The sequence below is a fragment of the Pseudomonas sp. NFACC32-1 genome, from assembly GCF_900101215.1.
In the GTDB taxonomy this organism is placed as follows: Bacteria; Pseudomonadota; Gammaproteobacteria; order Pseudomonadales; family Pseudomonadaceae; genus Aquipseudomonas.
On sequence record NZ_FMUL01000003.1, the window covers coordinates 91,340 to 115,007 of the forward strand.

At 63.4% G+C, this 23,668-nt stretch carries 22 protein-coding genes; 12 read left to right on the forward strand and 10 right to left on the reverse strand.

Features of this window, described 5'->3' with window-relative positions:
* Positions 1-9: 9 nt before the first annotated feature.
* Entirely contained in the window at positions 10-885 is an 876-nt protein-coding gene (locus BLP99_RS06585) for an aldo/keto reductase family oxidoreductase (RefSeq protein ID WP_072392985.1), read from the reverse strand.
* 100 nt (positions 886-985) lie between these two features.
* Between BLP99_RS06585 and BLP99_RS06590 the strand changes: the two genes are divergently transcribed.
* Positions 986-1,891 carry a LysR family transcriptional regulator gene (locus tag BLP99_RS06590; protein WP_072392982.1) on the forward strand — a complete coding sequence of 302 codons (906 nt, stop codon included), beginning with the start codon at positions 986-988 and terminating at the stop codon, positions 1,889-1,891.
* On the opposite strand, the gene BLP99_RS06595 is transcribed toward BLP99_RS06590, so the two are convergent.
* Positions 1,869-2,678: an aminoglycoside adenylyltransferase family protein gene (locus BLP99_RS06595; protein ID WP_072392979.1), complete on the reverse strand. Its 810-nt coding sequence runs from the start codon at positions 2,676-2,678 to the stop codon at positions 1,869-1,871. The genes BLP99_RS06590 and BLP99_RS06595 overlap by 23 nt on opposite strands.
* Positions 2,679-2,940: 262 nt before the next feature.
* Between BLP99_RS06595 and BLP99_RS06600 the strand changes: the two genes are divergently transcribed.
* The 4 genes from BLP99_RS06600 to BLP99_RS06615 all read left to right on the forward strand — a co-directional run bounded on the left by BLP99_RS06600 (position 2,941) and on the right by BLP99_RS06615 (position 6,758).
* The gene (locus BLP99_RS06600; protein WP_092180007.1) at positions 2,941-3,615 is read left to right on the forward strand and encodes an SOS response-associated peptidase family protein; all 675 of its coding nucleotides are present in this window, start codon (positions 2,941-2,943) and stop codon (positions 3,613-3,615) included.
* 102 nt (positions 3,616-3,717) lie between these two features.
* Positions 3,718-4,098: a RidA family protein gene (locus tag BLP99_RS06605; protein WP_072392972.1), complete on the forward strand. Its 381-nt coding sequence runs from the start codon at positions 3,718-3,720 to the stop codon at positions 4,096-4,098.
* A 191-nt stretch (positions 4,099-4,289) separates the two neighbouring features.
* Entirely contained in the window at positions 4,290-4,835 is a 546-nt protein-coding gene (locus tag BLP99_RS06610) for a thioesterase family protein (RefSeq protein ID WP_072392969.1), read from the forward strand.
* Between the two features lie 159 nt (positions 4,836-4,994).
* Positions 4,995-6,758: an L-lactate permease gene (locus BLP99_RS06615; RefSeq protein ID WP_072392966.1), complete on the forward strand. Its 1,764-nt coding sequence runs from the start codon at positions 4,995-4,997 to the stop codon at positions 6,756-6,758.
* A 77-nt stretch (positions 6,759-6,835) separates the two neighbouring features.
* Here BLP99_RS06615 and BLP99_RS06620 read toward each other — a convergent pair whose 3' ends face one another.
* Positions 6,836-7,171, reverse strand: coding sequence for a hypothetical protein (locus BLP99_RS06620; RefSeq protein ID WP_072392963.1), 336 nt, complete (start codon positions 7,169-7,171; stop codon positions 6,836-6,838).
* A 244-nt stretch (positions 7,172-7,415) separates the two neighbouring features.
* Between BLP99_RS06620 and BLP99_RS06625 the strand changes: the two genes are divergently transcribed.
* A complete protein-coding gene (locus BLP99_RS06625) occupies positions 7,416-8,072 on the forward strand; it encodes a polysaccharide lyase family 7 protein (RefSeq protein WP_072392959.1) in 657 nt (218 codons plus the stop codon).
* 18 nt (positions 8,073-8,090) lie between these two features.
* Here the strand turns inward: BLP99_RS06625 and BLP99_RS06630 are convergent, their stop codons facing one another.
* The 3 genes from BLP99_RS06630 to BLP99_RS06640 form a co-directional block, all read right to left on the reverse strand.
* A complete protein-coding gene (locus BLP99_RS06630; protein WP_072430627.1) occupies positions 8,091-9,323 on the reverse strand; it encodes a nucleoside permease in 1,233 nt (410 codons plus the stop codon).
* 243 nt (positions 9,324-9,566) lie between these two features.
* A complete protein-coding gene (locus BLP99_RS06635) occupies positions 9,567-10,622 on the reverse strand; it encodes a sugar phosphate isomerase/epimerase family protein (protein ID WP_176776497.1) in 1,056 nt (351 codons plus the stop codon).
* Between the two features lie 20 nt (positions 10,623-10,642).
* Positions 10,643-11,818, reverse strand: a complete 1,176-nt coding sequence (locus tag BLP99_RS06640; RefSeq protein WP_072458341.1) for a Gfo/Idh/MocA family protein — start codon at positions 11,816-11,818, stop codon at positions 10,643-10,645.
* A gap of 179 nt (positions 11,819-11,997) precedes the next feature.
* Here BLP99_RS06640 and BLP99_RS06645 point away from each other — a divergent pair, with 179 nt between their 5' ends.
* The 4 genes from BLP99_RS06645 (at position 11,998) to BLP99_RS06660 (ending at position 16,555) form a co-directional block, all read left to right on the forward strand.
* Positions 11,998-13,008 (forward strand): LacI family DNA-binding transcriptional regulator, encoded by a 1,011-nt coding sequence (locus BLP99_RS06645; protein ID WP_092180115.1) that lies wholly within the window; start codon positions 11,998-12,000, stop codon positions 13,006-13,008.
* Between the two features lie 95 nt (positions 13,009-13,103).
* Entirely contained in the window at positions 13,104-14,054 is a 951-nt protein-coding gene (locus BLP99_RS06650) for a TAXI family TRAP transporter solute-binding subunit (protein WP_076406818.1), read from the forward strand.
* A gap of 75 nt (positions 14,055-14,129) precedes the next feature.
* Positions 14,130-16,157 (forward strand): TRAP transporter permease, encoded by a 2,028-nt coding sequence (locus BLP99_RS06655; RefSeq protein WP_072392947.1) that lies wholly within the window; start codon positions 14,130-14,132, stop codon positions 16,155-16,157.
* Positions 16,154-16,555 carry a DUF1850 domain-containing protein gene (locus tag BLP99_RS06660; protein ID WP_072430631.1) on the forward strand — a complete coding sequence of 134 codons (402 nt, stop codon included), beginning with the start codon at positions 16,154-16,156 and terminating at the stop codon, positions 16,553-16,555. The genes BLP99_RS06655 and BLP99_RS06660 overlap by 4 nt, the downstream gene beginning before the upstream one ends.
* A 64-nt stretch (positions 16,556-16,619) precedes the next feature.
* On the opposite strand, the gene BLP99_RS06665 is transcribed toward BLP99_RS06660, so the two are convergent.
* Together BLP99_RS06665 and BLP99_RS06670 are read right to left on the reverse strand one after the other, a co-directional pair.
* The gene (locus BLP99_RS06665) at positions 16,620-17,708 is read right to left on the reverse strand and encodes an SMP-30/gluconolactonase/LRE family protein (RefSeq protein WP_072392941.1); all 1,089 of its coding nucleotides are present in this window, start codon (positions 17,706-17,708) and stop codon (positions 16,620-16,622) included.
* A gap of 95 nt (positions 17,709-17,803) precedes the next feature.
* Positions 17,804-18,934, reverse strand: coding sequence for a sensor histidine kinase (locus BLP99_RS06670; RefSeq protein WP_072392938.1), 1,131 nt, complete (start codon positions 18,932-18,934; stop codon positions 17,804-17,806).
* Positions 18,935-19,226: 292 nt separating this feature from the next.
* On the opposite strand from BLP99_RS06670, the gene BLP99_RS06675 reads away from it, so the two are divergent.
* A complete protein-coding gene (locus tag BLP99_RS06675) occupies positions 19,227-20,186 on the forward strand; it encodes an EamA family transporter (RefSeq protein WP_072392935.1) in 960 nt (319 codons plus the stop codon).
* A gap of 212 nt (positions 20,187-20,398) precedes the next feature.
* Entirely contained in the window at positions 20,399-21,259 is an 861-nt protein-coding gene (locus tag BLP99_RS06680; protein WP_072392932.1) for a CAP domain-containing protein, read from the forward strand.
* A 7-nt stretch (positions 21,260-21,266) separates the two neighbouring features.
* Here BLP99_RS06680 and BLP99_RS06685 read toward each other — a convergent pair whose 3' ends face one another.
* Both BLP99_RS06685 and ggt read right to left on the reverse strand, forming a co-directional pair.
* A complete protein-coding gene (locus tag BLP99_RS06685) occupies positions 21,267-21,800 on the reverse strand; it encodes a cysteine hydrolase family protein (RefSeq protein WP_072392929.1) in 534 nt (177 codons plus the stop codon).
* Between the two features lie 18 nt (positions 21,801-21,818).
* Positions 21,819-23,546, reverse strand: coding sequence for a gamma-glutamyltransferase (gene ggt, locus BLP99_RS06690; protein ID WP_076406816.1), 1,728 nt, complete (start codon positions 23,544-23,546; stop codon positions 21,819-21,821).
* Positions 23,547-23,668: the final 122 nt, after the last annotated feature.

The following is a 23,668-nucleotide window of genomic DNA, read 5'->3' on the forward strand; positions in this document are numbered from 1 at the left end:
TCTGTACGGTCAATTCGAGCCCTCGCCCAGGGCATCCAGCTCGGCCAGCAATGGCGCCGGGATCTGCAGCTCGCTCGCCGAGAGGTTCTCCCGCAGGTGCGCCACCGACGACGTACCGGGAATCAGCAGGATGTTCGGCGCACGTTGCAGCAGCCACGCCAGCGCCACGCACAGCGGTGACGCGTCCAGGCGCGCCGCTACGGCCGAAAGGGTGCCCGATTGCAGCGGTGTGAAACCGCCCAACGGGAAGAACGGCACGTAGGCGATACCCTGCCGGCCCAGGTCGGCAATGAGTGACTCGTCACCGCGATGGGTCAGGTTGTAGTGGTTCTGCACGCAGACCACCCTGGCAATGCCCTGGGCCTGCTTGACCTGCGCTGCCGTGACGTTGCTCAACCCCAGGTGACGGATCAGGCCTTGACGCTGCAGTTCGGCCAGTGCGGTGAACGACTCTTCGATGGACGCCTCCGTGGGCGACTGCATGTCGCCCCAGGCCCGCAGGTTGACCACGTCCAATACGTCCACACCCAGGTTGCGCAGATTATCGTGGACGGCCTGGGTCAACTCGGCCGGGCTCGCGGCGGGATTCCAGGAAGCGTCGGCGCCACGAACGGCACCCACCTTGGTGACGATCACCAGGTCCTCGGCGTAAGGGTGCAGCGCCTCACGGATCAGCCGGTTGGTGACGTGGGGCCCATAGAAGTCAGCGGTATCGATATGGTTGACCCCTGATGCGAGCGCCTCGCGCAGCACGGCGATGGCCGCCGCCGGATCCTTCGGCGGCCCGAACACGTGAGGCCCCGCCAGTTGCATGGCACCGTAGCCCATGCGGTTGACCGTACGGTCTCCCAACGAAAAATGACCTGCCTTGTCTGCCTTGCTCATCTCGTACCCCTTGGATTGATTGCCTGAAGCCGACTATAGGCGTTGACCACTCCACTGATAATCAGGTGCAATCCGCACGGGCTGTACGGTGGAGAGAACAATGGCGACGGATATTCAGGACCTGCTGGCCTTCGTGGCCGTGGTCAATGCAGGGGGATTTCGAGAAGGCTCGCGGGCCAGCGGCAAGTCCGCTTCCAGCCTCAGCGATGCCGTACGCCGGATGGAAAGCCGGCTCGGTGTCCGCCTGCTCAACCGCACCACCCGCAGCGTGGTGCCGACCGAGGCCGGCGCCCGCTTGATGGAACGCATCGTGCCGGCCTTGGGCGAGGTCGAGTCCGCCCTGGATGTGGTCAACGATTTTCGCGACCGCCCTTCCGGCACCCTCAGGCTGAACGTACCGGTCAGTGCCGCACGCCTGGTGCTGCCGTCCATCATCACACCGTTTCTGAAGAGCTACCCTGACATTCGCCTGGAAGTGATCACCGAAGAAAGCTTCGTCGACATGCTGGCGGCCGGGTGTGATGCGGGCATTCGCTACGACGAGCGCCTGGAGCAGGACATGATCGCCCTGCCCATTGGCCCACGCTTGCAGCGCTTCGCGACCGCCGCCTCGCCGGCATACCTCGATGCCAGGGGGCGTCCCGAGCACCCAAGGGATTTGCTGGAACACGCCTGCCTGCGGGGCAAGTTCCCCAGCGGCGCCATGCCGTTGTGGGAGTACGAGCGTGACGGCGAAACCGTCAGCGTCGATCCGAGCGGCCCGTTGATCACTCGCATTGGCGGTGCGGTGGACCTGTCGGTGCAGGCCGCGGTGGACGGGCTGGGCATCGTCTATCTGTTCGAAGACTGGCTCCGCCCCTACCTGGACAGCGGCGCCCTGGAGCCGGTGCTCGAACCCTGGTGGCAGGGCTTTACCGGACCGTTTCTCTACTACCCCGGCCGCCGCTACCTGCCCTCGCCGTTGCGGGCGTTCGTGGATTTCATCAATCAGAACCGGGGCCGCTGAGCGACCGCGAATAGAGCCGGTCGATCTCCGACCGGGCGTGACACACGAACGCCGCAACCTGCCGGGGTCGGCTGGCCAGGTCATCCCGGGCCTGCCCCCGGTAGACCGCCCGGGCCGTTTCAAGTACAGGCCGATGGGCCAGGGGCAAACGCTCGAGCAGCCATGTCGCTGCCCCGTCCTTGGGAACGATGTGGCCCGTGGCGAGGGTCAGCCAGATGCGAGCCAGGGCCAGCACCACATTGCATTGTTCATCCTGCCAATCGGCGTCTTCATTCCATTGCGTGGTGGTGTCATAGAGCGCCCGCAGCAAGTCGGCCTCGGGTATCGGCTGGATGATCGCGGTGGCCGCGGGCCCGAGCAGACAGACGCTGTGCTGCCTGGCCTTGGTCAGCAGGATCGCCAGGTCGTGATCGGCCATGGGCGGTTCGAAATACCCGGCCTGCAAGTCCTCGCGCAGCCATTCGCCGAACTGCAACTCGCGCACCGGCGGATAGCGCCACGGCACCAGCGCCGCTTGGGCGACCACCGTCACCTCCAGCGGCCGCAATGACTCGGTCGGCGGCCAGGCCGATACCGATAGCAGATCACTCATCAACCCGTGCCGCAGCGATTGCGGCAGTGGCTGGTGGACGATCACCAGCAGGTCGATGTCGCTGCCGGGCTGCAACCCGCCGTCCACCGCGGAACCGAACAGGTAGACGGCTTGCAGTCCATCGCCGAGATGAGCCGCCAGCACCTGGAGAGCACGGGTGATTTGCTGGGAAATTTCAATTGGTGTGTCAGTCATGAGCAGCCCGGTGGTTGGCAGAGACCTGCCAGTATTTTTCCATTGCCCGTGCCAGGGCAAGCCGTTACGCACCGAGACGGCGGCAGGCCCAGGAGGCACGGACCGCCGCTCGTCTCCCCGTCACGAGGATTTTCGAACCAAGCATCGGCCCACGGCTCGGACTTACATGGCCCCACTGAAAGCAATGACGGCGCGCTTGGACAATCGGGACTCGTCAGGCGCATCGAGGGTCCTTTGCGCTTCACTCCAGGGAGTTTTCACTATGTGTGACGGTTTTGTTCAGCACGTTTGCTCAAAGGACTCCCTGGCGTATTTTGCCCAGCGAGACACTCCCGGCGAACGTATCGATACGCACCTGACACGCATGGACCTGTTTCGGACGACACCCGTCAGGCCACCGGAGCGGCACAGCCTGATCAAGCCGAACATGCAGGTCAGCGCCATTCGTCGTCGCGGCGGGCACTTGGAGTCCATCAAGGTTCGCTGGGGCTGGTCACCCATCTGGTCAGTGGGAACGATGCCGCCCCTGACGCATCTGCCGCTGCATCTGGTGATGCGTTCCAAGGTCTTCGACGCGATCAAGCGCGAAGGCCGCGTACTGGTTCCCGTGGAAGGCTGGTACGAGACGCAGGTCCCCTCCTCAAGCCAGGCACAACGCCTCACGTACACGACGTCCCGGCATTCGGCCCCGATTTTCCTTGCGGCCCTGGCCCAGGCCAGCGAAACCCCCTTGGGCTGTGACGGCCTGAGCCTGGTGACCTATGGCGATATCGCCAGCCAACAGCAGTGCGTACTGGCCTTGGGCACCGAAGACGCGCTCGATTGGTTGGACCCGGAGTTCGGCTGGGAGCAGGCGCAACAATTGGCCGAGCGCCTGAACGGCATGGAACCGCACCTTGAACCGGCGATGACCGCCCAGGTCCAGGGCAATCTTTGACCCAGGCAGAACGGTTGACGGTCCTCGGGATAAAGGAATCCGGGAACGAGGCGGCATTGGGCGGTAAACTGCGGCGTCTTTTCCTAACTCATGAGGCGCCGCATGACCCACCCAGACATCACCTTCACCCCCGACCCGGATGCGGATTCCATCTCGTCCGACGTCGCCGGCTTCGGCGGCCTGCTGGTGTCCACCCAGATCCCGACCCGCGCCGACGGCAGCCTTGAACTGGGGGACATCACGCTGCAGAGCGAATGCACGCTGCAGGCCCTCAAGTCCGCGCTGGAACGTGCCGGCAGCTCCATGGACCGCGTGCTGCACCTGACCATCTACCTCACCGACATGGCCGATCGCGCGGCTTTCAACGAAGTCTACAAACGCTTCTTCGCCAAGCCATGGCCGGTCCGGGCGGCAGTGGGCGTGGCTTCGCTGGCGGTCGAGGGAATGCGGGTGGAAGTGACGGCGATGGCGGCCAAGGGCTGAGCGGCAAAGAACGTTCGTGGACCTGCAAAACGCTTTGTGGCGAGGGGATTGAGCGAAACATCGCCCCCTCGCCGCAAATATCCCGAACATAGCTCAAATGCGCGTTTCCCACGCAATTCGTCAGTTACGCACCTAGCCCGCCCCCTGCGCGGAGGCTAAAGTGCGCCGTTTTCCTTGTTCACGGCGTACTTATGAATCTCTGGTTCCGACTGTTGCTGATGCTGTTCCGCCGCCCGTGGCGCAAGCCCGCGGCGCCCTTGGGTACTACGGTGGTGCGCATGCGCGTGTGGCCGCTGGACCTGGACCTCAATCGCCACGTCACCAATGGGCGTTATTTCACCCTGGCCGATGTGGGACGCATGGATTACGTGCTGCGCAGCGGCGCCTACAGGGTGGCGTTGCGCAACCGGGCGGTGCCGATCGTCGGGGATGTGTGGGGCAAATTCAGGCGGGAATTGAAGTTGTTCGAAGCGTTCGAGGTACACACGCGCATGCTCGGCTGGGACGAAAAATGGACCTTCATGGAGCACCGTTTCATCAGCCGGGGACGTGTGGTCGGGGTGGTGATCATGCGAGGCCTGTTCCGCTCGGCCAAAGGCACCCTGGCGCCGACTGAATTCGTCCGCGAGCTGGGCCTGGCCGAACAGTCGCCGGCCATGCCCGACTGGCTGGTCGCCTGGTCGCAAAGCTGCGACGGCTTGAGTCTCGGACTTCGCCAGGAGGAAGGTGAGCGCTGACCTGCGCTGGCCAGCACACCACTTGCGGCAAGGGCGCTGGCCTCCCCTTGGAGCCTGCCCCTCGCCCGCGCGCCAATCCCCCCGCCAATACCCGCCTATACTCTTGTGCCAATCCCTCCCGGGGCCTGCACTTCCAACAATAAAAAGCAGAGGTGGAACATGGTTTGGCAACAAGTCTACGATCCCTTCGGTAATGCGGTGCTGTCGACGATCCTGGCGGCGGTTCCGGTGGTGGTGATGCTGGCGTCTCTGGCGTTCTTTCATATCAAGGCGCACCTGGCGGCATTGTATGCCCTGGCCTCGGCGCTGCTCATCGCGATCTTCGCCTTCGGCATGCCGGCCGACATGGCCGGCTCAGCGGCGCTCTATGGTGCCGCCAACGGCCTGCTGCCCATCGGCTGGATCGTGCTCAACATCATCTTCCTGCACCGACTGACTACCGAAAACGGCTCGTTCAAGGTGCTGCAGGACTCCCTGGCCCGCATCACCGATGACCGACGCCTGCAACTGCTGCTGATCGCCTTCTGTTTCGGGGCGTTCTTCGAGGGCGCGGCGGGCTTCGGCACGCCGGTGGCGGTGACCGGTGCGATCCTGATCGGGCTGGGTTTTTCGCCATTGGCCGCCTCCGGGCTGGCCTTGATCGCCAACACCGCGCCGGTGGCGTTCGGCGCCCTGGGCACGCCCATCATCACCCTTGCCAAGGTTACCGGGCTGGATGAAATGGAGCTGTCGATGATGGTCGGTCGGCAGTTGCCGTTTTTCTCGGTGATCGTGCCGTTCTGGCTGATCTGGGCGTTCGCCGGGTGGCGCAAGATGCTTGAGGTGTGGCCGGCGATCCTGGTGGCCGGCGTCAGCTTCGCCATCCCGCAGTTCCTGGTCTCCAACTACCATGGGCCGATGCTGGTGGATGTGATTGCCGCGTTGATTTCCATGGCGTGCCTGACCGGTTTCCTCAAGGTCTGGAAACCGGCCACGGTGCACACCTCGGCGGCGCTGTCGGGCCGGCACGATGACTCGAAGATCGACGCCAGCGAGCAACAGCAACCGGCGGCCAGCGGCGCTTTCGCCAGCGACACCCGCCCCGCCGTGCTGCGAGCCTGGATGCCATGGATCATCCTCACGGTCTTCGTGTTCGCCTGGGGCACCCAGGGTTTCAAGAACCTGTTCGATACCCGCCCGGCCATCGATCCGCAGACCCAGTCGGTCCGGCTCGACCCCCAGGGCAAGCCGATGCGCGAAGCCAATCCGGTCTTCTCGCCCCTGCTGACCTTCGGCACCATCCACCAGCAGATCGAAAAAGTCCCGCCGGTGGTGCCCCAGCCAAAAACCGAAGAAGCGGTCTACAAGTTCAACTGGTTCACCGCCACCGGCAGCGGCATCTTCCTGGCGGCCATTCTCGGCGGCCTGCTGATGGGCTATTCCATCCCGCAACTGGTGCGCCAATACCTGCGAACGCTGTGGGTGGTGCGCTATTCGCTGATTACCATCGTGGCGATGCTGGCGTTGGGATTCCTCACCCGTTATTCCGGGCTGGACGCCACCATGGGCCTGGCCTTTGCGGCCACGGGCATTTTCTATCCGATGTTCGGCACCTTGCTGGGCTGGCTCGGCGTGGCGCTGACCGGTTCGGACACGGCGTCCAACGTGCTGTTCGGGGGCTTGCAGCGGGTGACGGCGGAACAGCTGGGGATCAGCCCGGTGCTGATGGCCGCTGCCAACAGTTCCGGCGGGGTCATGGGCAAGATGGTGGACGCCCAGTCGATCGTGGTCGCTTCAACCGCCACACGCTGGTACGGCCACGAAGGGGAAATCCTGCGGTATGTGTTTTTCCACTCGGTGGTGCTGGCGATCCTGGTGGGCGGGCTGGTGACGCTGCAGGCGTATGTGGAGCCTTTCAGTCACATGGTGGTGGGAGGAAGGTAATCCGCTTTGTGGCGAGGGAGAGCGAGAGCTGGCTCCCTCGCCACGGGTCAGGGCTCTGACCTTGCGAGCGTGGGTCTTTACTGAACGTTCTTCAGCTTGACCACGTCGCCGGACACCGAAGTGGTGTAGCCGGTCAGGACCCAGGCCCAGAACCAGTTTTCCTGCACTTGGGTGTTGATCATGGCGTCGCCGCCCTTGGCCTTGATCGCCGCATCCTGGGCACGCACGAAGCGGTTGTTCTGGCGAATCGGGATGAAACCGAACAACAGCAGGCCAGTGGCCTTGGCTTCACTGTGACCGACAACGGTGTACTGGCTGCTGTCGTACTGCTGGGTCTTCATCGCGGTACCGGTGCAACCCGCCAGGACCAGGCCCAACAATGCGCCGGCGACAACTTTGCTGAAATGCTTCATCAACTACTCCATGGGATAACGCCCGGGATCCATCTCTCGGGCGGCGCGTACTCTACCCCATCGACTTCAATTTGACATCAGTCACGCCAACCCGCAAAAACGCCGGCAAGGCTCGGTGCAGAGCCATCCGTCAGGTGCCTCTCCAGCGAAACAGGCCTGGGTCGATAACATGGACACTGTGCCATGGAAGGCAAATTTGCCATTACGGCCGAGACCACGGCCGACTCCATGGGAGTACCCGATCATGATTGACCTGACTGTCTGGAACATCACCCTTCCCGTGCAGACCCCGGCGCAAGTGGTGCACACCAAGGCCATGCCGAGCCTGCAGAACAAGTACTTCAACCGCAGCGGCGAACGCATCGTGTTCTGGGCACCGGTGACCGGTTCCCATACCGGCAAGAGCGAATTCCCGCGCTCCGAGCTGCGGGAAACCGGCAAGGACGGCAAGCTGCGCAACTGGCGCTACAACAGCGGCATCAATACCCTCAAGGGCACGCTGGCGGTGAACCAGGTGCCTTCCGAAGGTCGCGTGGTGGTGGCGCAGATCCACGCCAAGGATGCCCCTACGCCGCTCTTGAAACTGGTGTACCGCTACGCCAAGGGCAAGGGCAATGTGGATGTGGAGTACCGGGTCAAACCCAAGGACAAGAAGAGCCCCGTGCTCTTCAGCGTACCCAACGTGGCCCTGAACAAAGTCTTCAACTACTCGCTGCAGATGGACAAGCAAGGCAAGCTCACCGTACTGGTCAACAACGTCGGCAAGCAGGTGAAGCTGGACTCGTCCTGGCATCCCTATAACTTCTACTTCAAGGCCGGTGTCTACACCCTGGACAACGTCGGCAACGCCAGCGAAGGCGGGAAAGTGACCTACACCAAGCTGGACGTCAGCCATAAATGACCGACGTCCCGCCCGGCCTCATGCCTTCGAGGTCGCCGCCAGCGCTTGCCGGCCACTGAAGGTCAGCAGGAAGAACACCAGCACCACCAACGCGAAACCGGCCGGGAACAGCCAGATGCTGTTCCAATCGTGGCCTGCATCCACGACGAAGCGATCGGTCACCTGCCCCGCCACCCAGAAGCCGATCAGCATCCCCACCCCATAGGTCGCAAGGGTGATCAACCCCTGGGCCGAACTGCGCAGGTGCTTGGGCGCCTTGGCGTCGGTGTAGATCTGCCCCGAGACGAAAAAGAAGTCATAGCAGATGCCGTGCAGCGCAATGCCGGTGAACAGCATGAATGCCAGGTCCCCGTTGTTGCCGTAGGCGAACAACACATAGCGCAACGCCCACGCCAGCATCCCCACCAACAGCGCCAGCTTGATGCCGAAGCGCTGGATGAACAGTGGCAGCAGCAGCATGAACAGCACTTCGGACACCTGCCCGATGGCCATCTTCGCCGTGGGGTTGGCCATGCCGGTTTCGGCCAGGAACGGGTTGGCGTTCTGGTAGTAGAACGCCAAGGGGATGCAGATCAGGATCGAGGCCATGAAGAACACCAGGTAGCTGCGGTCCTTCAACAGTCCCAGCGCGTCCAGTCCCAGCAGTTGCTTGATGCCGCCACCGCCGGCCTGCTCCTCCAGCGGCGCCGTGGCCGGTAGGGTGAAGCTGTAGAGCCCAAGGACCAGCGAGGCAATGGCCGCCATCAGGAAAGTATTGCGCAGTCCGCCCGCGGCGATGGACTCACGCGAGTCCCAGGCGAACACGAAGCTGATCACCACCCCCGCGACGATCCAGCCCAGGGTGCCCCAGACCCGGATGCGCGAGAACTCCAGCGCCGGGTCGCGCATCTGGCGAAACGCCACGGAATTGACCAGGGCCAGCGTCGGCATGTAGACCACCATGTACGCCAGCACATACGGATAGAACTCGCCGAATTGCGCCGCGCCATACAGCTGGTACAGCAGCACCGCGCCGATCAGGTGCAGCACCGCGAGGATGCGTTCGGCGTTGAAATAACGGTCGGCGATCAGGCCGATCACCAGCGGCGCGATGATCGCCCCCCAGGACTGGGTGGAGAACGCCATGCCGACCTGCCCGCCGCTGGCGCCGAGGGTGTTGGAGAGAAAGGTCCCCAGGGTGACGAACCAGCCTCCCCAGATAAAGAACTGAAAAAACATCATCACGCTCAGGCGTGCATTCATCGTGGTCATGACCGTCACCGTTCTGATTGTTGTTTTTGTAAAAGGACCGTTAAGCAACCAGGCCATGGGTTTATCCAGTTCATAAACCCTCTGGAGCCAGGCAAGCTCCCGATGGCGAGGGGATCTATCCCCGCTGCGCTGCGAAGCGGGCCCGAGGCCATGGACTCCATGAGCCTGACACGCCGAAGTGTCAGGCCTGGGACCGCTTCGCGCTCCAGCGGGCGTGAGCGCCCTCACCACACGGGTGCAGGTCTATTTCAATAGGCCCAGCAGCCGCCGATTGGATTCTTCGTCCGCCGTAACGCCGGCAAAATCGTCGAACGCCTTGCGGGTCTTGCTGATCATGTGCCGCTGGACGAACGCCGCGCCTTCGGCGGCGCCCTGCTGCGAATCCTTCAGGCAGCACTCCCACTCCAGCACCGCCCAGCCGTTGAAATCGTATTGGGTCAACTTGCTGAAGATCGATCCGAAGTCGATCTGTCCGTCGCCCAGGGAGCGGAATCGGCCGGGTCGATCGACCCAGCCCTGATAGCCGCCGTAGACACCGGAACGAGCATCGGGGCGGAACTCGGCGTCCTTGACGTGGAACATGCGGATGCGTTCGTGATAGCGGTCGATGAAGCCCAGGTAGTCCATCTGCTGCAGCAACAGGTGGCTGGGGTCGTAGAGGATGGCTGCCCGAGGATGATGGTCCACCGCTTCCAGGAAGCGTTCGAAGGAGGCGCCATCGTGCAGGTCTTCGCCGGGATGGATTTCGTAGCACAGGTCCACGCCGGCCTCGTCGAAGCGATCGAGGATCGGCAACCAGCGCCGGGCCAGCTCGGCGAACCCTTGTTCCACCAGCCCGGACGGGCGCTGTGGCCACGGGTACATATAGGGCCACAGCAGCGCACCGGAAAAGGTCGCGTGGGCCTTGAGTCCCAGGCGCCGGCTGGCCCGGGCGGCCAGCTTCAGTTGCTCGATGGCCCACTCGGTCCGCGCCTGGGGCTGGCCGCGCAGGTGGGCCGGGGCGAAGTCATCGAACAGCGCGTCGAACGCCGGGTGCACCGCCACCAGTTGCCCCTGCAGGTGCGTCGACAACTCACTGATTTCGACCCCGGCCTGGGCGCAGGTGGCCTTGAGCTCATCGCAATAATCCTGGCTCTCGGCGGCCCGGGCCAGGTCGATGTAGCGCGTGCCCAGGGTCGGCAACTGGATGGCCTTGTAGCCTTGCGAGGCGGCCCACCGGGCGATGTTCGCCAACGAGTCGAACGGTGTCTCGTCGGACATGAACTGGGCCAGGAAAATAGCCGGCCCGCGCAGGCCCATCGGTGTTTCTTCGGTGGTTTTCACAACAGCGATTCTCCGGTTTCCAGCGCGGTCCACTTCGCCTCGCCGCGATGATTGATGATGGCGGCCTCGATGAATGCCATGGTGCGCAGGCCGGTCTCGATGCCGGGTACGCCAGGCACGTCGGGGCCTTCGACCCGCTCGCGAATGGCCCGGGCGAAATCGCCATAGAGGTTCGCCATGGCTTCCAGGTAGCCCTCGGGGTGCCCGGCCGGCAAACGCATGCGTCGCGTCGCCGCTTCGCTCAGCCAAGGCTGGCCGACACCACTGCGCAGGATGCGCAAGGGTTGGTCGACGGCACGATGAATCAGGCTCGAAGGTTCTTCCTGGCGCCATTCCAGGGCGCCCTTGTCGCCATAGACGCGGATCTTCAGCGGATTCTCTTCACCGCTGCAGACCTGGCTGGCCAGCAACACGCCACTGGCGCCGCCTTCCATCCGGAACAACATGGCGACATCGTCATCGAGTTGCCGACCTGGGACATGGGTGCCCAACGCGGCGCACAGATGTTGGATCGGCTGGTCCGCGACGAACTCCGCCAGGGAAAACGCATGGGTGCCTATGTCCCCGATGCAACCGCCCAGCCCGGACCGGGCCGGGTCGTCGCGCCACTCGGCCTGCTTGTTGCCTTGCCCGGCGAGGTCCTGGCTGAGCCAGCCCTGGGGATACTCGACGAACACTTTGCGCACCCTGCCGATGACACCCGAGCGCACCATTTCCCGGGCCTGCCAGACCATGGGATAGCCCAGGTAGGTGTGGGCCAGACCGTAGAGGCAGCGGCTGCCTCGCAGATCGTCCTTGAGCGCCAGCAATTGCTTGAGGTCCAGCCCGGCGGGTTTTTCGCTGAACACATGGAAACCGGCCTTCAGTGCCTGGCTGGCTATGGGGGCATGGAGGTGATTGGGGGTGACGATCACCAGCAGTTCCATGCGTTGATCCAGGGGCAGCACCGCTTCGGCATCGAGCATTTGCTGCCAGTCGTGATAGCAACGGGAGGCGGGCAGTCCCAGGGACGCGCCGGTCTGCCGGTTGTTATGGGGGTCGCGGCTGAACGCACCGCACACCAGTTCGAAGCCGCCGTCCAGGCCGGCGGCCTGGCGATGGGCCTGGCCGATGAAAGCGCCCTCTCCACCGCCCACGAAGCCCATTCTTATTTTGGGTGCCACAGGGTTCATCACGACGCTCTCATGCAGGATTGATATGAGATGTAACCGGTTACATCATGGCCGAATCTAGGCCCGGTTTCGTGCCGTGTCAAATCCAGGAGGGACGCCCCCGGACGTTTGTGCGCCGTCCAACCTGCGGTAAGCTGCGCAGCCGTGCCCCTATTTCCTGGCGCTGCGTCGAGGTGCGTTTGTCCAATATTCGTGAAGTGGCCCGGCTGGCTGGCGTTTCCGTGGCCACGGTGTCCAGAGCGCTGAAATCCCCGGAGCGGGTGCTGCCCCAGACGCGGGACAAGGTGAACGCGGCGGTGGAACAGGCCGGCTATCGACCGAACCTGATGGCCGTGCAGTTTCGGTCCCGGCGAACCGGTAACCTGGTGATCCTGGTCCCGACCATTGCCAATACCTTTTTCGCCCGGGTCATCAGCGGCGCCCAACAGGCGGCGCAGGCGGCGGGTTACCGATTGCTGCTGTGCGACACCCAGGGCCGGGAAGACATCGAGCAGGCCTTTGCCGCGCTGGTCTACGCCCATCAGGCCGATGGGGTCATACAACTGCGCGCCTGCGACCCTTTCGTATCACTGCCCCCCGGCACCGACCCGCTGCCCCTGGTCAATGCCTGCGAAGTGGTCAAGGGCGCTTCCTACCCCACCATCAGCCTGGACAACCGCAGCGCCGCCCGGGCCATGACCCAATACTTGCTCGGGCTCGGCCACCGCCGCATCGGCATCATCAAGGGGCCGCGCAGCAGTCCGTTGACCCTCGACCGCGTGGCCGGTTACCAGGACGCCTTGCACGACGCCGGCATCGCCATCGACCCCGAGCTGATCTGCCATGGCGACTTCACCCTCAAGGCCGGATTCGAGGGTGCCGGCGCGATGCTCGCACTGGCCGAGCGCCCCAGTGCGCTGTTCTGCGAAAACGACGAGATGGCCATCGGCGCCCTCAAGCGCATCAAGCAGACGGGCCTGCGGGTGCCCGAGGACATTTCTCTGGTGGGGTTCGACGACATCCCTTTCGCGGCGTATTGCGATCCGCCCCTGACCACCATTTCCCAACCGGCCGAAACCTTCGGCCAGATGGCCGTGGACATGCTGATCGCCCTGATCGAGAACAAGCCCATCCCACAGCGGCATGTGCTGCTGCCGTTCGAGTTGACGGTGCGCGGCAGCAGTGCGGCGCCAGGTTCCGGTATGACCTGACCAGGCACATGGGCTTTATCGACTCGCCATCAGGCCCGTTTCAACTACAGTGGAAAGACTCTGCATAAAGCCATAACAAGACGGAGAGTCTCCCCATGCAAATCAACAAGCACTTCATCTCCCTGGCCACCGCCGCAGCCTTGATGGTGGCCAGCACGGCCTACGCAGCCCCGGTGTACATCAACATACTGACCGGGGGCACCAGCGGTGTCTATTACCCGATCGGGGTCGGGCTCTCCCAGATCTACAGCAGCGGCATCAAGGATTCCAAGACTTCGGTCCAGGCTACCAAGGCTTCGGTGGAGAACCTGAACCTGCTCCAAGCCGGACGCGGGGAATTGGCCTTTGCCCTGGGCGATTCGGTGGCGGACGCCAGCAATGGCGTGGAAGACGCTGGCTTCAAGGCCCCCTTGACCAAGTTGCGGGCCATCGCCGGAGCCTACCCCAACTACATCCAGATCGTCGCCAGCCAGGAGTCGGGCATCAAGACCTTGGCCGATCTCAAGGGCAAGACCGTTTCGGTCGGCGCGGCGAAATCCGGCACCGAGCTCAATGCCCGGGCGATCTTCAAGGCTGCGGGCCTGACGTACGACGATATGAAGGTGCAGTACCTGCCCTTCGCCGAGTCGGTGGACCTGATCAAGAACCGCCAGTTGGATGCCACGCTGCAGTCCTCCGGCCTGGGCATGGCGGCCATTCGCGACCTGGCGTCAACAATGGCGCTGAACTACGTGTCGATTCCGGCCGATGTGATAGGAAAAATAGGCAACCCGGCTTACCAGAGTGCCCAGATCCCCGCCAATACCTACGACGGACAGGCCGACGCAGTGCCCACTGTTGCCATCACCAACATCCTGGTGACTCGCGAGGACGTGCCGGACGAAGTGGCTTATCAAATGACCAAGCTGCTGTTCGACAACCTCAATCGCCTGGGCACCTCCCATTCGGCAGCCAAGGACATTTCCCTCGAAAACGCCGCGAAGAACCTGCCGATCGCCCTGCACCCCGGTGCCGAGCGCTACTACAAGGAAGTGGGCGCACTGTAGTTTCCCGGGCTGCAATGGCACCGCGCCGTTGCAGCATTGCGTTCCGCACCCGCTGCAGACAACAGGCAGGTACCTATGAGTGAAGACCAGCACGGCATCCCCGCAGATCCTCGGGATTGGCCCAAGGCCCTGTTTTGCGTGGCACTGCTGTTTTCCGTATTCCAGATCATCACGGCGGCCTTTTCCCCAGTGTCCAGCATCGTATTACGGGCTGTGCATGTTGGTTTTCTATTGTGGGTGGTATTTCTCAGCTACCCGGCCTACGGAAAACAACGACCGTGGCAGCCACTGGCCTGGGCCTTGAGCCTGGCGGGCGTGGCGACGGCGCTATACCAATGGATATTCGAAGCCGACCTGATCCAGCGCTCCGGCGACCTGACCACGACCGACATGGTCATCGGCAGTCTCCTGATCATCCTGGTGTTCGAAGCCGCACGGCGCGTGATGGGCATCGCCCTGCCGATCATCTGCGGCCTGTTCCTGGCCTATGGCCTGTTCGGCGAATACCTGCCGGGCGACCTGGCCCATCGCGGTTATGGCCTGGACCAGATCATCAACCAGTTGGCGTTTGGTACCGAAGGGCTCTACGGCACGCCGACCTATGTATCGGCCACCTATATCTTCCTCTTCATCCTGTTCGGCGCCTTCCTGGAAAAGGCCGGCATGATCAAACTGTTCACCGACTTTTCCATGGGCCTGTTCGGCCACAAGCTGGGCGGCCCGGCGAAGGTGTCGGTGGTGTCATCGGCATTGATGGGCACCATCACCGGTTCGGGCATCGCCAACGTGGTGACCACCGGGCAGTTCACCATCCCGTTGATGAAGCGCTTCGGCTACAAGGCTGCGTTCGCCGGTGGCGTGGAAGCGACGGCCAGCATGGGCAGCCAGATCATGCCACCGGTGATGGGCGCCGTGGCGTTCATCATGGCCGAGACCATCAATGTGCCCTTCGTGGAAATTGCCAAGGCGGCCTTGATACCGGCATGCCTGTATTTCGGCTCGGTATTCTGGATGGTGCACCTGGAGGCCAAACGCTCCGATCTCAAAGGCCTGCCCAAGGACCAATGCCCGAGCGCCTGGAGCGCGGTCAAGGAGAACTGGTATCTGCTGATCCCGCTCGCGGTGCTGGTCTACCTGCTCTTTTCCGGACGCACACCACTGTTTTCCGGCATGGTGGGGTTGGCATTGACGGCTATCGTGATCCTCGGCTCGGCGATCATCCTGAAAGTCTCGAACTATGCCCTGCGCTGTGCGTTCTGGGTCGCGCTGGGTATTTTCTGCGTCGGTTTTTTCCAGTTGGGGATCGGTATCGTCTTTGCAGTCATCGCTGTATTGGTGATGGCCTGCTGGTTCATGCAAGGCACCCGGGAAACCCTGGTCATCTGCTTGCATGCCCTGGTCGACGGTGCCCGCCACGCCGTACCGGTAGGAATCGCCTGCGCCCTGGTCGGCAGCATCATCGCCGTGGTTTCCCTGACCGGCGTCGCGTCCACTTTTGCGGGTTACATCCTCGCCATCGGCAAGGACAACCTCCTGCTGTCGCTGATCCTGACCATGCTCACCTGTCTGGTGCTGGGCATGGGCATCCCGACCATTCCCAACTACATCATCACCAGTTCGATCGCCGCGCCCGCCTTGCTGGAGCTGGGGGTGCCGCTGATCGTGTCACACATGTTCGTATTCTACTTCGGCATTCTCGCCGACCTGACACCGCCGGTGGCCCTGGCCTGCTTCGCCGCCGCGCCCATTGCCAGGGAAAGCGGCCTGAAGATCAGCTTCTGGGCCGTACGTATCGCCCTCGCCGGTTTCGTCATACCGTTCATGACGGTCTACAACCCGGCGCTGATGCTTCAGGGCGACAACTTGTGGATGACCGCCTACATGCTGGTCAAGACACTGCTCGCCGTCGGCCTGTGGGGAATGGCATCCACCGGTTTCCTGCAACAGAAGATGCCCCTCCTGGAACGGCTGGCCTGTTTTGCCGCCGGCGCACTGCTGGTGGTGGCGCTGCCGCTGACCGATGAAATCGGCTTTGTCCTGGGTGCGCTGTTGATCGGCCAACACCTCTGGCGCGCCCGCCGTGTCGGGCGGGCCTTGGCTTGATTGGCCTATGCCTGGGACTCTCCGGCGCAGTCTGGGCGCAACTGGAGCTGCGCGACTTCACGCTGGCCTGGGATCACACCATCGAAAAGATCCGCTGGGAAGAGGACTATCACATCACCGAAGAAGGCCTGGTCCTGGGCGAGGCCAGGGTCAAGGGCAATGGGGCCGGCATGGAAATTCCCGAAGGTGCCCGGCTGGCAAATGGCAGTTGGCGCTTCCATCGCCAACTGCCACCGCTGCAACCGCTGAAGCTGGGGCGCACGCCCCAAGCCGGTGACTACCAGCTGTGTCATGCCGGACACTGCCAGCCGATGAGCCATTGGCTGGGACCGGCTAGCCAGGCTCGACCGGCTGTGGAGCTATGGAGCTGCGCGCTCCAGTCGGCGACCGATCGATGAACGAGAGGTCGCCGTCGGGCTCGGCAAGTGGCGCCTGCGACAACCGATCCGCGATGCCTGGACTTCAGGCGAACGTCGCACCCCGGGTGTTCACGAACAGCGAGTACAGCGAGTGGCTGCCAGCCATGAACAGCCGGTTGCCCTCACGTCCGCCGAAGCACACATTGGGGCAGCGCTCCGGCAGGGAAATATGCCCGATGGCCTTGCCTTGCGGATCGAACACCCGCACGCCGTCGAGTTTCTCCAGGTCGGCCCTGGGGTCGCCGTTACCGCCCCAACCGCACCAGAGGTTGCCGCTCTCGTCGCACTTGAGTCCGTCGATGGCCGCGTAATCCAAGCCCTCGATATGCTTGCGGCGCTCCCCCAGGGTGCCATCGTCCTTGACCGTGATCGCCCAGACCAGGCGGTTGGGCTTGGCCCGGCCTTCGACCACGTAGAGGATTTTTTCGTCCGGGGAAAAGCACAGGCCGTTGGGGCCCGCCAAGTCATCGATCACCCGGCTGACCTTGCCAGTCTCGCCATCGATGCGATAGACCGCATGAGGCTGGACGGGAGTGACCTTGTGCCCTTCATAGTTATTGCCGGTCTGGAACGGTGGGTCGGTGAACCAGACCGAGCCATCGCGTTTGCAGACGATGTCGTTGGGCGAGTTGAAAGGCTTGCCGTCGAAACTGTCCGCCAGCACGGTGATCGTACCGTTGTGCTCGGTACGGGTGACGCGCCGGCCTTCGCTGGATGTAGTGGACCCTTCGCACACCAGCAGCCGTCCCTGGCGATCGCGACACATGCCATTGGAGAAGTTGGCGTTCTCGCGATACACCGACAGGCTGCCCGTAACCTCATCCCAGCGCATGATGCGATTGTTGGGGATGTCGCTGACCAGCAGGTAGCGACCATCGCCGATCCATACCGGCCCTTCCGCCCAGCGCAGGCCGGTGGCGAGCTTTTCCACACTGGCGTTGAAAATGCGCAGGTCCATGAAGCTGGGGTCTAGGACATTCACCAGGGGGTCCGGATACCGTTGGCTCAACGGCTCGGCCTGGGTGAGCCCGGGCAGGTTCCCCAGGGTGGCGGCGGCGGCCGAGACCACCAGGGATTTTTTCAGGAAGAGCCGGCGCTGCTGATCGGTGATTGAAGGTTGTGAAGCATCCATCGTACGTCTCCGTTAATTATTATTGGACGGGGACGCCAGTTTTACCGCGTGATAAGACATCGTACAAGTTAATATCCTGCGTCCCGCCATACGCCTCAAGCCTGGCTGAGCGGGATGCGTACAGTGAACGTAGTGCCGGCCCGCGCTTGGGAATGTACCTCGATAGTGCCCTGGTGGGCCGATACGATCGCCGAGGCGATGTGAAGTCCCAGCCCCAGGCCAGCCGTGGGTCCGTATTGCATGTCACCGCTGCGCAGTTGACGGACCAGGGGATTGAAAATGCTGGCAAGGGCATCTTTTTCAATGATCTTGCCTTGGTTATTGATCGCAATGACCCCTTCATCCCCTTCCCGGCTCAGGGAAACCGTGATCGGTGCGCCTTCTGTCCCATGCTGCACGGCATTGCCGATCAGGTTGGAGAACACCTGCTCCATTCGCGCCGGGTCGAACATCCCGTCGAGGGCACCACGCGGTTCGAAGAGGATGGTGCTTTCCGGATGGTAGGCGCGCGCCTCCTCCACCATGCCTTCGCACGCCGCGACCAGGTCTCCCCTGAAGCGCTGCACCGGTATGCCGGCCCCCAGCTGGGTGCGGGTGAAATCCAGCAGATCGCCGACGATCTTGTTGGCACGCTTGACACTGGTGTAGATGCGCGAAGAAATCTTGGTGGCCTTGGCAGGCAGGTCGCCCGCGCGCAGGAGCACTTCAGAGCCCAGCAGGATGGCACCCAACGGACTGCGCAGATCATGCCCGAGGATCCCGAGAAACATATTGCGCGCCGCATCCACCGCCCCCGAGTAGCTCACGACGGACTCCGCCAAGGCCTGGTCCACGGCCTCGTTGAAGCGAATCACATCGGACATCGCCTGCTCTTGCTGCAACGGGGCCTGCGGCATCCACAGCATCAACACACTGGTGCGTAGCGCACGGTATTCCGAGACCATCTGTTCCACGGTGAAACCGGAGGACTGGCGAATGACGGCGTGGGTTTCGGCCGCGGTTTCGACATCCGTCGCCGGGGCGTCGCCGTGGGATTTGGCGATCTGCTCCTCGGTGGTCTGGGCGGTGCGCAAGTCAATGGCGATGGCCCGCAACATTTGCTCGGCATGGTCGCGCAGTGCCACCGAATCCATGCCGATCGAAGCCGGCGTTATGGTCCTGGCGAAATCTTCCCAAGCCTGGAGGATCGGTTCGATATTGTGCTCGATGAAATCGGCCAGGCGCATGGGTCGCTCCGTGAGAAGGTCAGATGGACCGGAGCGGAAAACAACGCAGCGGTCAGTTGTTGTACAGCAAATCGCCGATGGACGCGTCGGTATCCGCGGAAAGTCAGGCCCTCTGCACCCCTTGCCCCACGACGCGGGGTGTCCACGGCTCGAGGTTGACGGTGCACGCCCTCGGGATTCGAGACTTGTCTCTTTGCGTCTGTTTCGGTACAAGACCAGTCGTACGACAACCTATAACTAAAAATTGTCCGAAGCCTATCCGCCTCGGCGTCCCGCCTTTGAGATATCTGCCATGACCCGCTCCTCTGCCGACACCCCCACCCCGTTTCCCCGTCACCTCGCGGTGCTGATCCTGTTGTGCATGGGCTGCGCCTTCGCCGGCAACCATGTCGCGGCGCGGGCGGCTTTCGATGACGGTGCCGGGGTGTTGCTGGCGATCCTGCTGCGCTCGGGCGGGACGCTGTTGGTACTGGCAACCATCGTTCTGTGGCAACGGCAGAGCTTGCGCCTGCCGGTCGGCGCATGGCGCTGGCAACTGGTCCTCGGCCTGTTGATCGCTGCCCAGAGCCTTTGCCTGTATTCAGCCGTGGCGCGAGTGCCGGTGGCGCTGGCGCTGTTGGTGGGCAACCTGTTTCCGATCCTGCTGGCCCTGTTGACCTGGGCCCTTGGCGGCCCCCGCCCCACCGCCCGGACGGCGGCCTTGATGGGCATGATCCTGGTCGGCCTGGTGTTCGTGCTGGAGGTGCCGTCGCGATTGTCGTCCCAGGCGGATGTCGGCCCGCAATGGCTGCTGGGCGTCGGCCTGGCATTCTGCGCCGCGTGCGTCTTCGCGTGTGCGTTGTGGATCACCGATCACAAGCTGTCCCAGGTGCGCGGCTCGGTGCGCAGCCTGCTGACGATTTTCATCGTGTTCAGCAGCGTCAACCTGGCCGGCCTGACGGGCGCCCTGCCCGGCGGCCTCGACCTGCCCGCGACCCATGTGGGCTGGTTGGCCCTGGCCACGCTGGTGGTGCTCTATGGCACAGGGTTCATCGTGCTGTTCATGTGCGTGCCGCGCCTGGACATGCCGCGCAATGCGCCGGTGATGAACATCGAACCGCTGGCGACCCTGCTCATCGGCTGGCTGGTGCTGGACCAGATGCTCAATCCCGGCCAGGTGCTCGGCGGCGCGATCGTGGTGACAGGCATCGTGTTGCTGACCTGGCGCAAGGCCGAGCGGATCAAGGCGCCGATGGCCGAAGCAGCGAAGTGAATGCCATTCTCTCCCGTCCCCCGCTCCCGCATCGCCCCCCCTGGGCGCCCTTGCGACAGGGCGGCATTCAGGCGTCATGCATTTAATCCTCGCCCCTTCTGAAACCAGTTTGAAAATCCACAGTCCTACCCCAGCCCGGAACCACAGGTTTGCGGGCTGATCGGCGCCCTCCGCGGCGTTCCAGCAATCCCGTCCTCCAGAGCTGTTCATTCATGCGCCACTCGGTTCTCTCTCGCCGTTTTGCCTCGCTGTGTCTCCCGTTCCTGCTTCCTCTGTCCGCCAGCCCGGCCCATGCCCGGGGTGAAGGGCAACTGGTGAACGCCATCAATGACTACCGCAGCCAGTCCCATCGATGCGAATGGCGAACGATGCGCGCCGCCCCGCCCCTGGTGTTGCGTGCCAAGCTGGCCTTGCCGATCGGCTTTCGGGGCGGTCTGCGCGAAACCCTGATGGACGAAGGCTACCAGGCCCGGACCGTGCGCAGCATCCGCCTGACCGACGCACGGGATGCCGACGAAGCGTTCGAGATACTGGCGGAAGAACATTGCTCGGCGCTACTGGACAGCCAGTACGCGGACATTGGCATCAATCGGATCGGGGATGAATGGCGCGTGGTATTGGCGCAGCCCTTGGGCGGTGCGCGCATGAGTGACGAGGCGCCGGCGGACAAATCACTGCTGGCCCAGGTCAATGCCGCCAGGGCCAAGCCCCGGATGTGCGGTCGCCAGCGCTTCGCGGCGGCTCGACCGTTGAGCTGGAATGCCGCGCTGGGCACCGCTGCCGAAGGTCACAGCCGGGCCATGGCGCGTGGCAACTACTTCTCCCACCGCGACCCCGATGGCCGCTCCACCTCCGACCGGGCCAAGAGCGCCGGCTTTCGTGGGCGCAAACTCGGCGAGAACATCGCCGCCGGCCAACGCACGCCGAGCCAGGCCATGCGCGACTGGCTCGCCAGCCCCGGGCATTGCGCCAACTTGATGAACCCTATGTTCACCCAGGTCGGCGCGGCCTCCGCCAGCAACTCGCGCAGCGATGCGGGGGTCTACTGGACCATGGTCTTCGGCGCGCCCTGACGGCCTGCTACAGGCGCACCTCAGCGACCGGTACTACGTCGATCCGCGATACCGCGCTGCTTAGCCGCCCCAGCCGATGGTTGTGGTCGGCGATGATCTGTTCGGCCGCCATGCTGCCGTTATCCACCGTCGAATGGGCGTCGGCGGCCAGGACCACCTCGTATCCCAGGGCATGCGCCTGGCGCACCGTGGCATTGATGCAGTAGTCGGTCTGCAGCCCGCAAATCACCACGCGATCGATGCCCCGGGCCTGCAACAGGGCCAGCAGATCGGTCTGGTAGAACGCATCCGCAGCGGTCTTGCGCACCCGCAGGTCGTCCGCGCCGGTGACCAGCCCATCGGCCAGTTGCCAGGCGGCACTGCCGTAGGTCAGTGAGCCGTCCAGTTCTTCATGCTGGACCAGGATCACCGGCAAGCCGAGGGCCCGGGCCCTGGCACTGAGCTCGTTGATGGTCCGGACCAGGCGTTCACTGCCGAAGCACTCTTCTTGGCCGGCACACAACCCGCTCTGGACGTCGATGATCAGCAATGCCGTGTTCATGTCTTGCTCTTCCAATGGTCAATAGCCCAGGGACAGCCCTGTATTGCGGCGTGGATCGTTGGCGCCGTAGAAACGATTCTTGCCCACCGGCTTGCCTCCCAGCGACGGGGCGCCCACCAGGATCGCGGCGATATGGTTCGGGTCCTGGGGCCCTGCGAACTTGTGCCCCCAGCTTTCGAGGATCTTCTGCGTGTCGGGGCTGGCGGCGAAGGTTTCCAGGTTGGTTTCTTCCGGCATCCACTGTTGATGGAAGCGCGGCGCATCCACCGCTTCCTGCAGATTCATGCCGTAGTCGATGACATTGAGGATCGTCAGCAAGGTCGCGGTGATGATACGGCTGCCACCGGGCGTGCCCACCACCATGACAGTCTTGCCGTCCTTGGTGACGATGGTCGGGCTCATGGACGACAGCGGAGCCTTGCCCGGTGCGATGGCGTTGGCTTCTCCCTGCACCAGGCCGTACATGTTGGGTACCCCGACCTTGGCGGTGAAGTCATCCATCTCATCGTTGAGGATCACCCCGGTCTTGCTCGCCATGACTCCGGCACCGAACCAGTCGTTGAGGGTATAGGTGACCGAAACCGCGTTGCCCCACCGATCGACGATCGAATAGTGGGTGGTGTTACTGCCTTCGTGGGGCGCCACGCCGGGCTTGATCTTCTGTGAGTCACCGGCCTTCTGCGGTTCGATGGCGGCCCGCAGCTTGGCGGCGTAGTTCTTGTCCAGCAGATGGTCGATGGGGTTCTGCACGAAGTCCGGGTCGCCCAGGTAGCTGTTGCGGTCCACGTAGGCGTGACGCATGGCTTCGATCTGGTAATGCATGCCCTGGGCCGAATGGAAGCCCAGCTCCTTCATGGGATAGCCATCGAGGATGTTCATGATCTGGCACAGCACCACGCCGCCGGAACTGGGCGGTGGCGCCGAGATGATGTGGTAGCCGCGATAGTCACACTCCACCGGGGCCAGTTCTCGGGTCTTGTACTTGTCCAGGTCGGCCTGGGTGATGATGCCTTTGTTGGCCTGGCTGGACGTCACGAGGGCGTCGGCGACCCAGCCTTTATAGAAGCCGTCGGCGCCCTTGGCCGAGATTTCCCGCAGGGTCCTGGCGAGGTCCTTTTGCACCAGCTTCTGGCCGACCTGCATCGGCTCGCCGTTATGCAGGAAGATCGCGCCGGAGTCGCGCATGTCCTTCCTGAACAGATCGGTGGCGGTCTCCAGCAGTTCCACATCGCCCTGCTCCAGGGTGAAACCTTCATCGGCCAGACGGATGGCCGGCGCCATCAGCTCCGCCCGAGACATGCTGCCGTATTTCTGCAGGGCCAGTTCCATGCCGGAAACCGTGCCGGGCACACCCACCGCCAGGTGCCCGCGGGTGCTGAGTTCGGGGATGACGTTACCGTCCTTGTCCAGGTACATGTCGGCGGTGGCGGCCAACGGGGCTTTCTCGCGAAAATCCAGGAACGTCTTGCGCCCATCGGCCAGTTGCAGGGTCATGAACCCACCGCCGCCCAGGTTACCGGCCGCCGGATACACCACCGCCAGGGCATACCCCACCGCCACCGCCGCATCCACGGCATTGCCACCTTTCTTGAGCACATCGACGCCGACATGGGTCGCCAGGTGCTGGGCGGTGACCACCATGCCATTTTCGGCGGCGACGGGGGCCTGGGACGCGGATTGCGCAGGCAAGCCGCTCAAAGTCAGGGAGGTGGCGACAAGGATCCGGGCAAAGGATTGGAACTTCATGAGTCGGTCTCTTCTTGTTTTAAGGGTCAGGATCGCATCAAGGGCATCAGGCAGTATGGCCCGGTTTACGAAATCCGCCCGTGCGCCGTCGACCGGGTGACGTCACGCAAGCCTTTGGGATA

Coding starts and splice junctions, on each gene's coding strand:
- BLP99_RS06585 (WP_072392985.1), bottom strand. CDS start 885: ATGAGCAAGGCAGACAAGGCAGGTCATTTTTCGTTGGGAGACCGTACG.
- BLP99_RS06590 (WP_072392982.1), top strand. CDS start 986: ATGGCGACGGATATTCAGGACCTGCTGGCCTTCGTGGCCGTGGTCAAT.
- BLP99_RS06595 (WP_072392979.1), bottom strand. CDS start 2,678: ATGACTGACACACCAATTGAAATTTCCCAGCAAATCACCCGTGCTCTC.
- BLP99_RS06600 (WP_092180007.1), top strand. CDS start 2,941: ATGTGTGACGGTTTTGTTCAGCACGTTTGCTCAAAGGACTCCCTGGCG.
- BLP99_RS06605 (WP_072392972.1), top strand. CDS start 3,718: ATGACCCACCCAGACATCACCTTCACCCCCGACCCGGATGCGGATTCC.
- BLP99_RS06610 (WP_072392969.1), top strand. CDS start 4,290: ATGAATCTCTGGTTCCGACTGTTGCTGATGCTGTTCCGCCGCCCGTGG.
- BLP99_RS06615 (WP_072392966.1), top strand. CDS start 4,995: ATGGTTTGGCAACAAGTCTACGATCCCTTCGGTAATGCGGTGCTGTCG.
- BLP99_RS06620 (WP_072392963.1), bottom strand. CDS start 7,171: ATGAAGCATTTCAGCAAAGTTGTCGCCGGCGCATTGTTGGGCCTGGTC.
- BLP99_RS06625 (WP_072392959.1), top strand. CDS start 7,416: ATGATTGACCTGACTGTCTGGAACATCACCCTTCCCGTGCAGACCCCG.
- BLP99_RS06630 (WP_072430627.1), bottom strand. CDS start 9,323: ATGACCACGATGAATGCACGCCTGAGCGTGATGATGTTTTTTCAGTTC.
- BLP99_RS06635 (WP_176776497.1), bottom strand. CDS start 10,622: ATGGGCCTGCGCGGGCCGGCTATTTTCCTGGCCCAGTTCATGTCCGAC.
- BLP99_RS06640 (WP_072458341.1), bottom strand. CDS start 11,818: ATGAACCCTGTGGCACCCAAAATAAGAATGGGCTTCGTGGGCGGTGGA.
- BLP99_RS06650 (WP_076406818.1), top strand. CDS start 13,104: ATGCAAATCAACAAGCACTTCATCTCCCTGGCCACCGCCGCAGCCTTG.
- BLP99_RS06655 (WP_072392947.1), top strand. CDS start 14,130: ATGAGTGAAGACCAGCACGGCATCCCCGCAGATCCTCGGGATTGGCCC.
- BLP99_RS06665 (WP_072392941.1), bottom strand. CDS start 17,708: ATGGATGCTTCACAACCTTCAATCACCGATCAGCAGCGCCGGCTCTTC.
- BLP99_RS06670 (WP_072392938.1), bottom strand. CDS start 18,934: ATGCGCCTGGCCGATTTCATCGAGCACAATATCGAACCGATCCTCCAG.
- BLP99_RS06675 (WP_072392935.1), top strand. CDS start 19,227: ATGACCCGCTCCTCTGCCGACACCCCCACCCCGTTTCCCCGTCACCTC.
- BLP99_RS06680 (WP_072392932.1), top strand. CDS start 20,399: ATGCGCCACTCGGTTCTCTCTCGCCGTTTTGCCTCGCTGTGTCTCCCG.
- BLP99_RS06685 (WP_072392929.1), bottom strand. CDS start 21,800: ATGAACACGGCATTGCTGATCATCGACGTCCAGAGCGGGTTGTGTGCC.
- ggt (WP_076406816.1), bottom strand. CDS start 23,546: ATGAAGTTCCAATCCTTTGCCCGGATCCTTGTCGCCACCTCCCTGACT.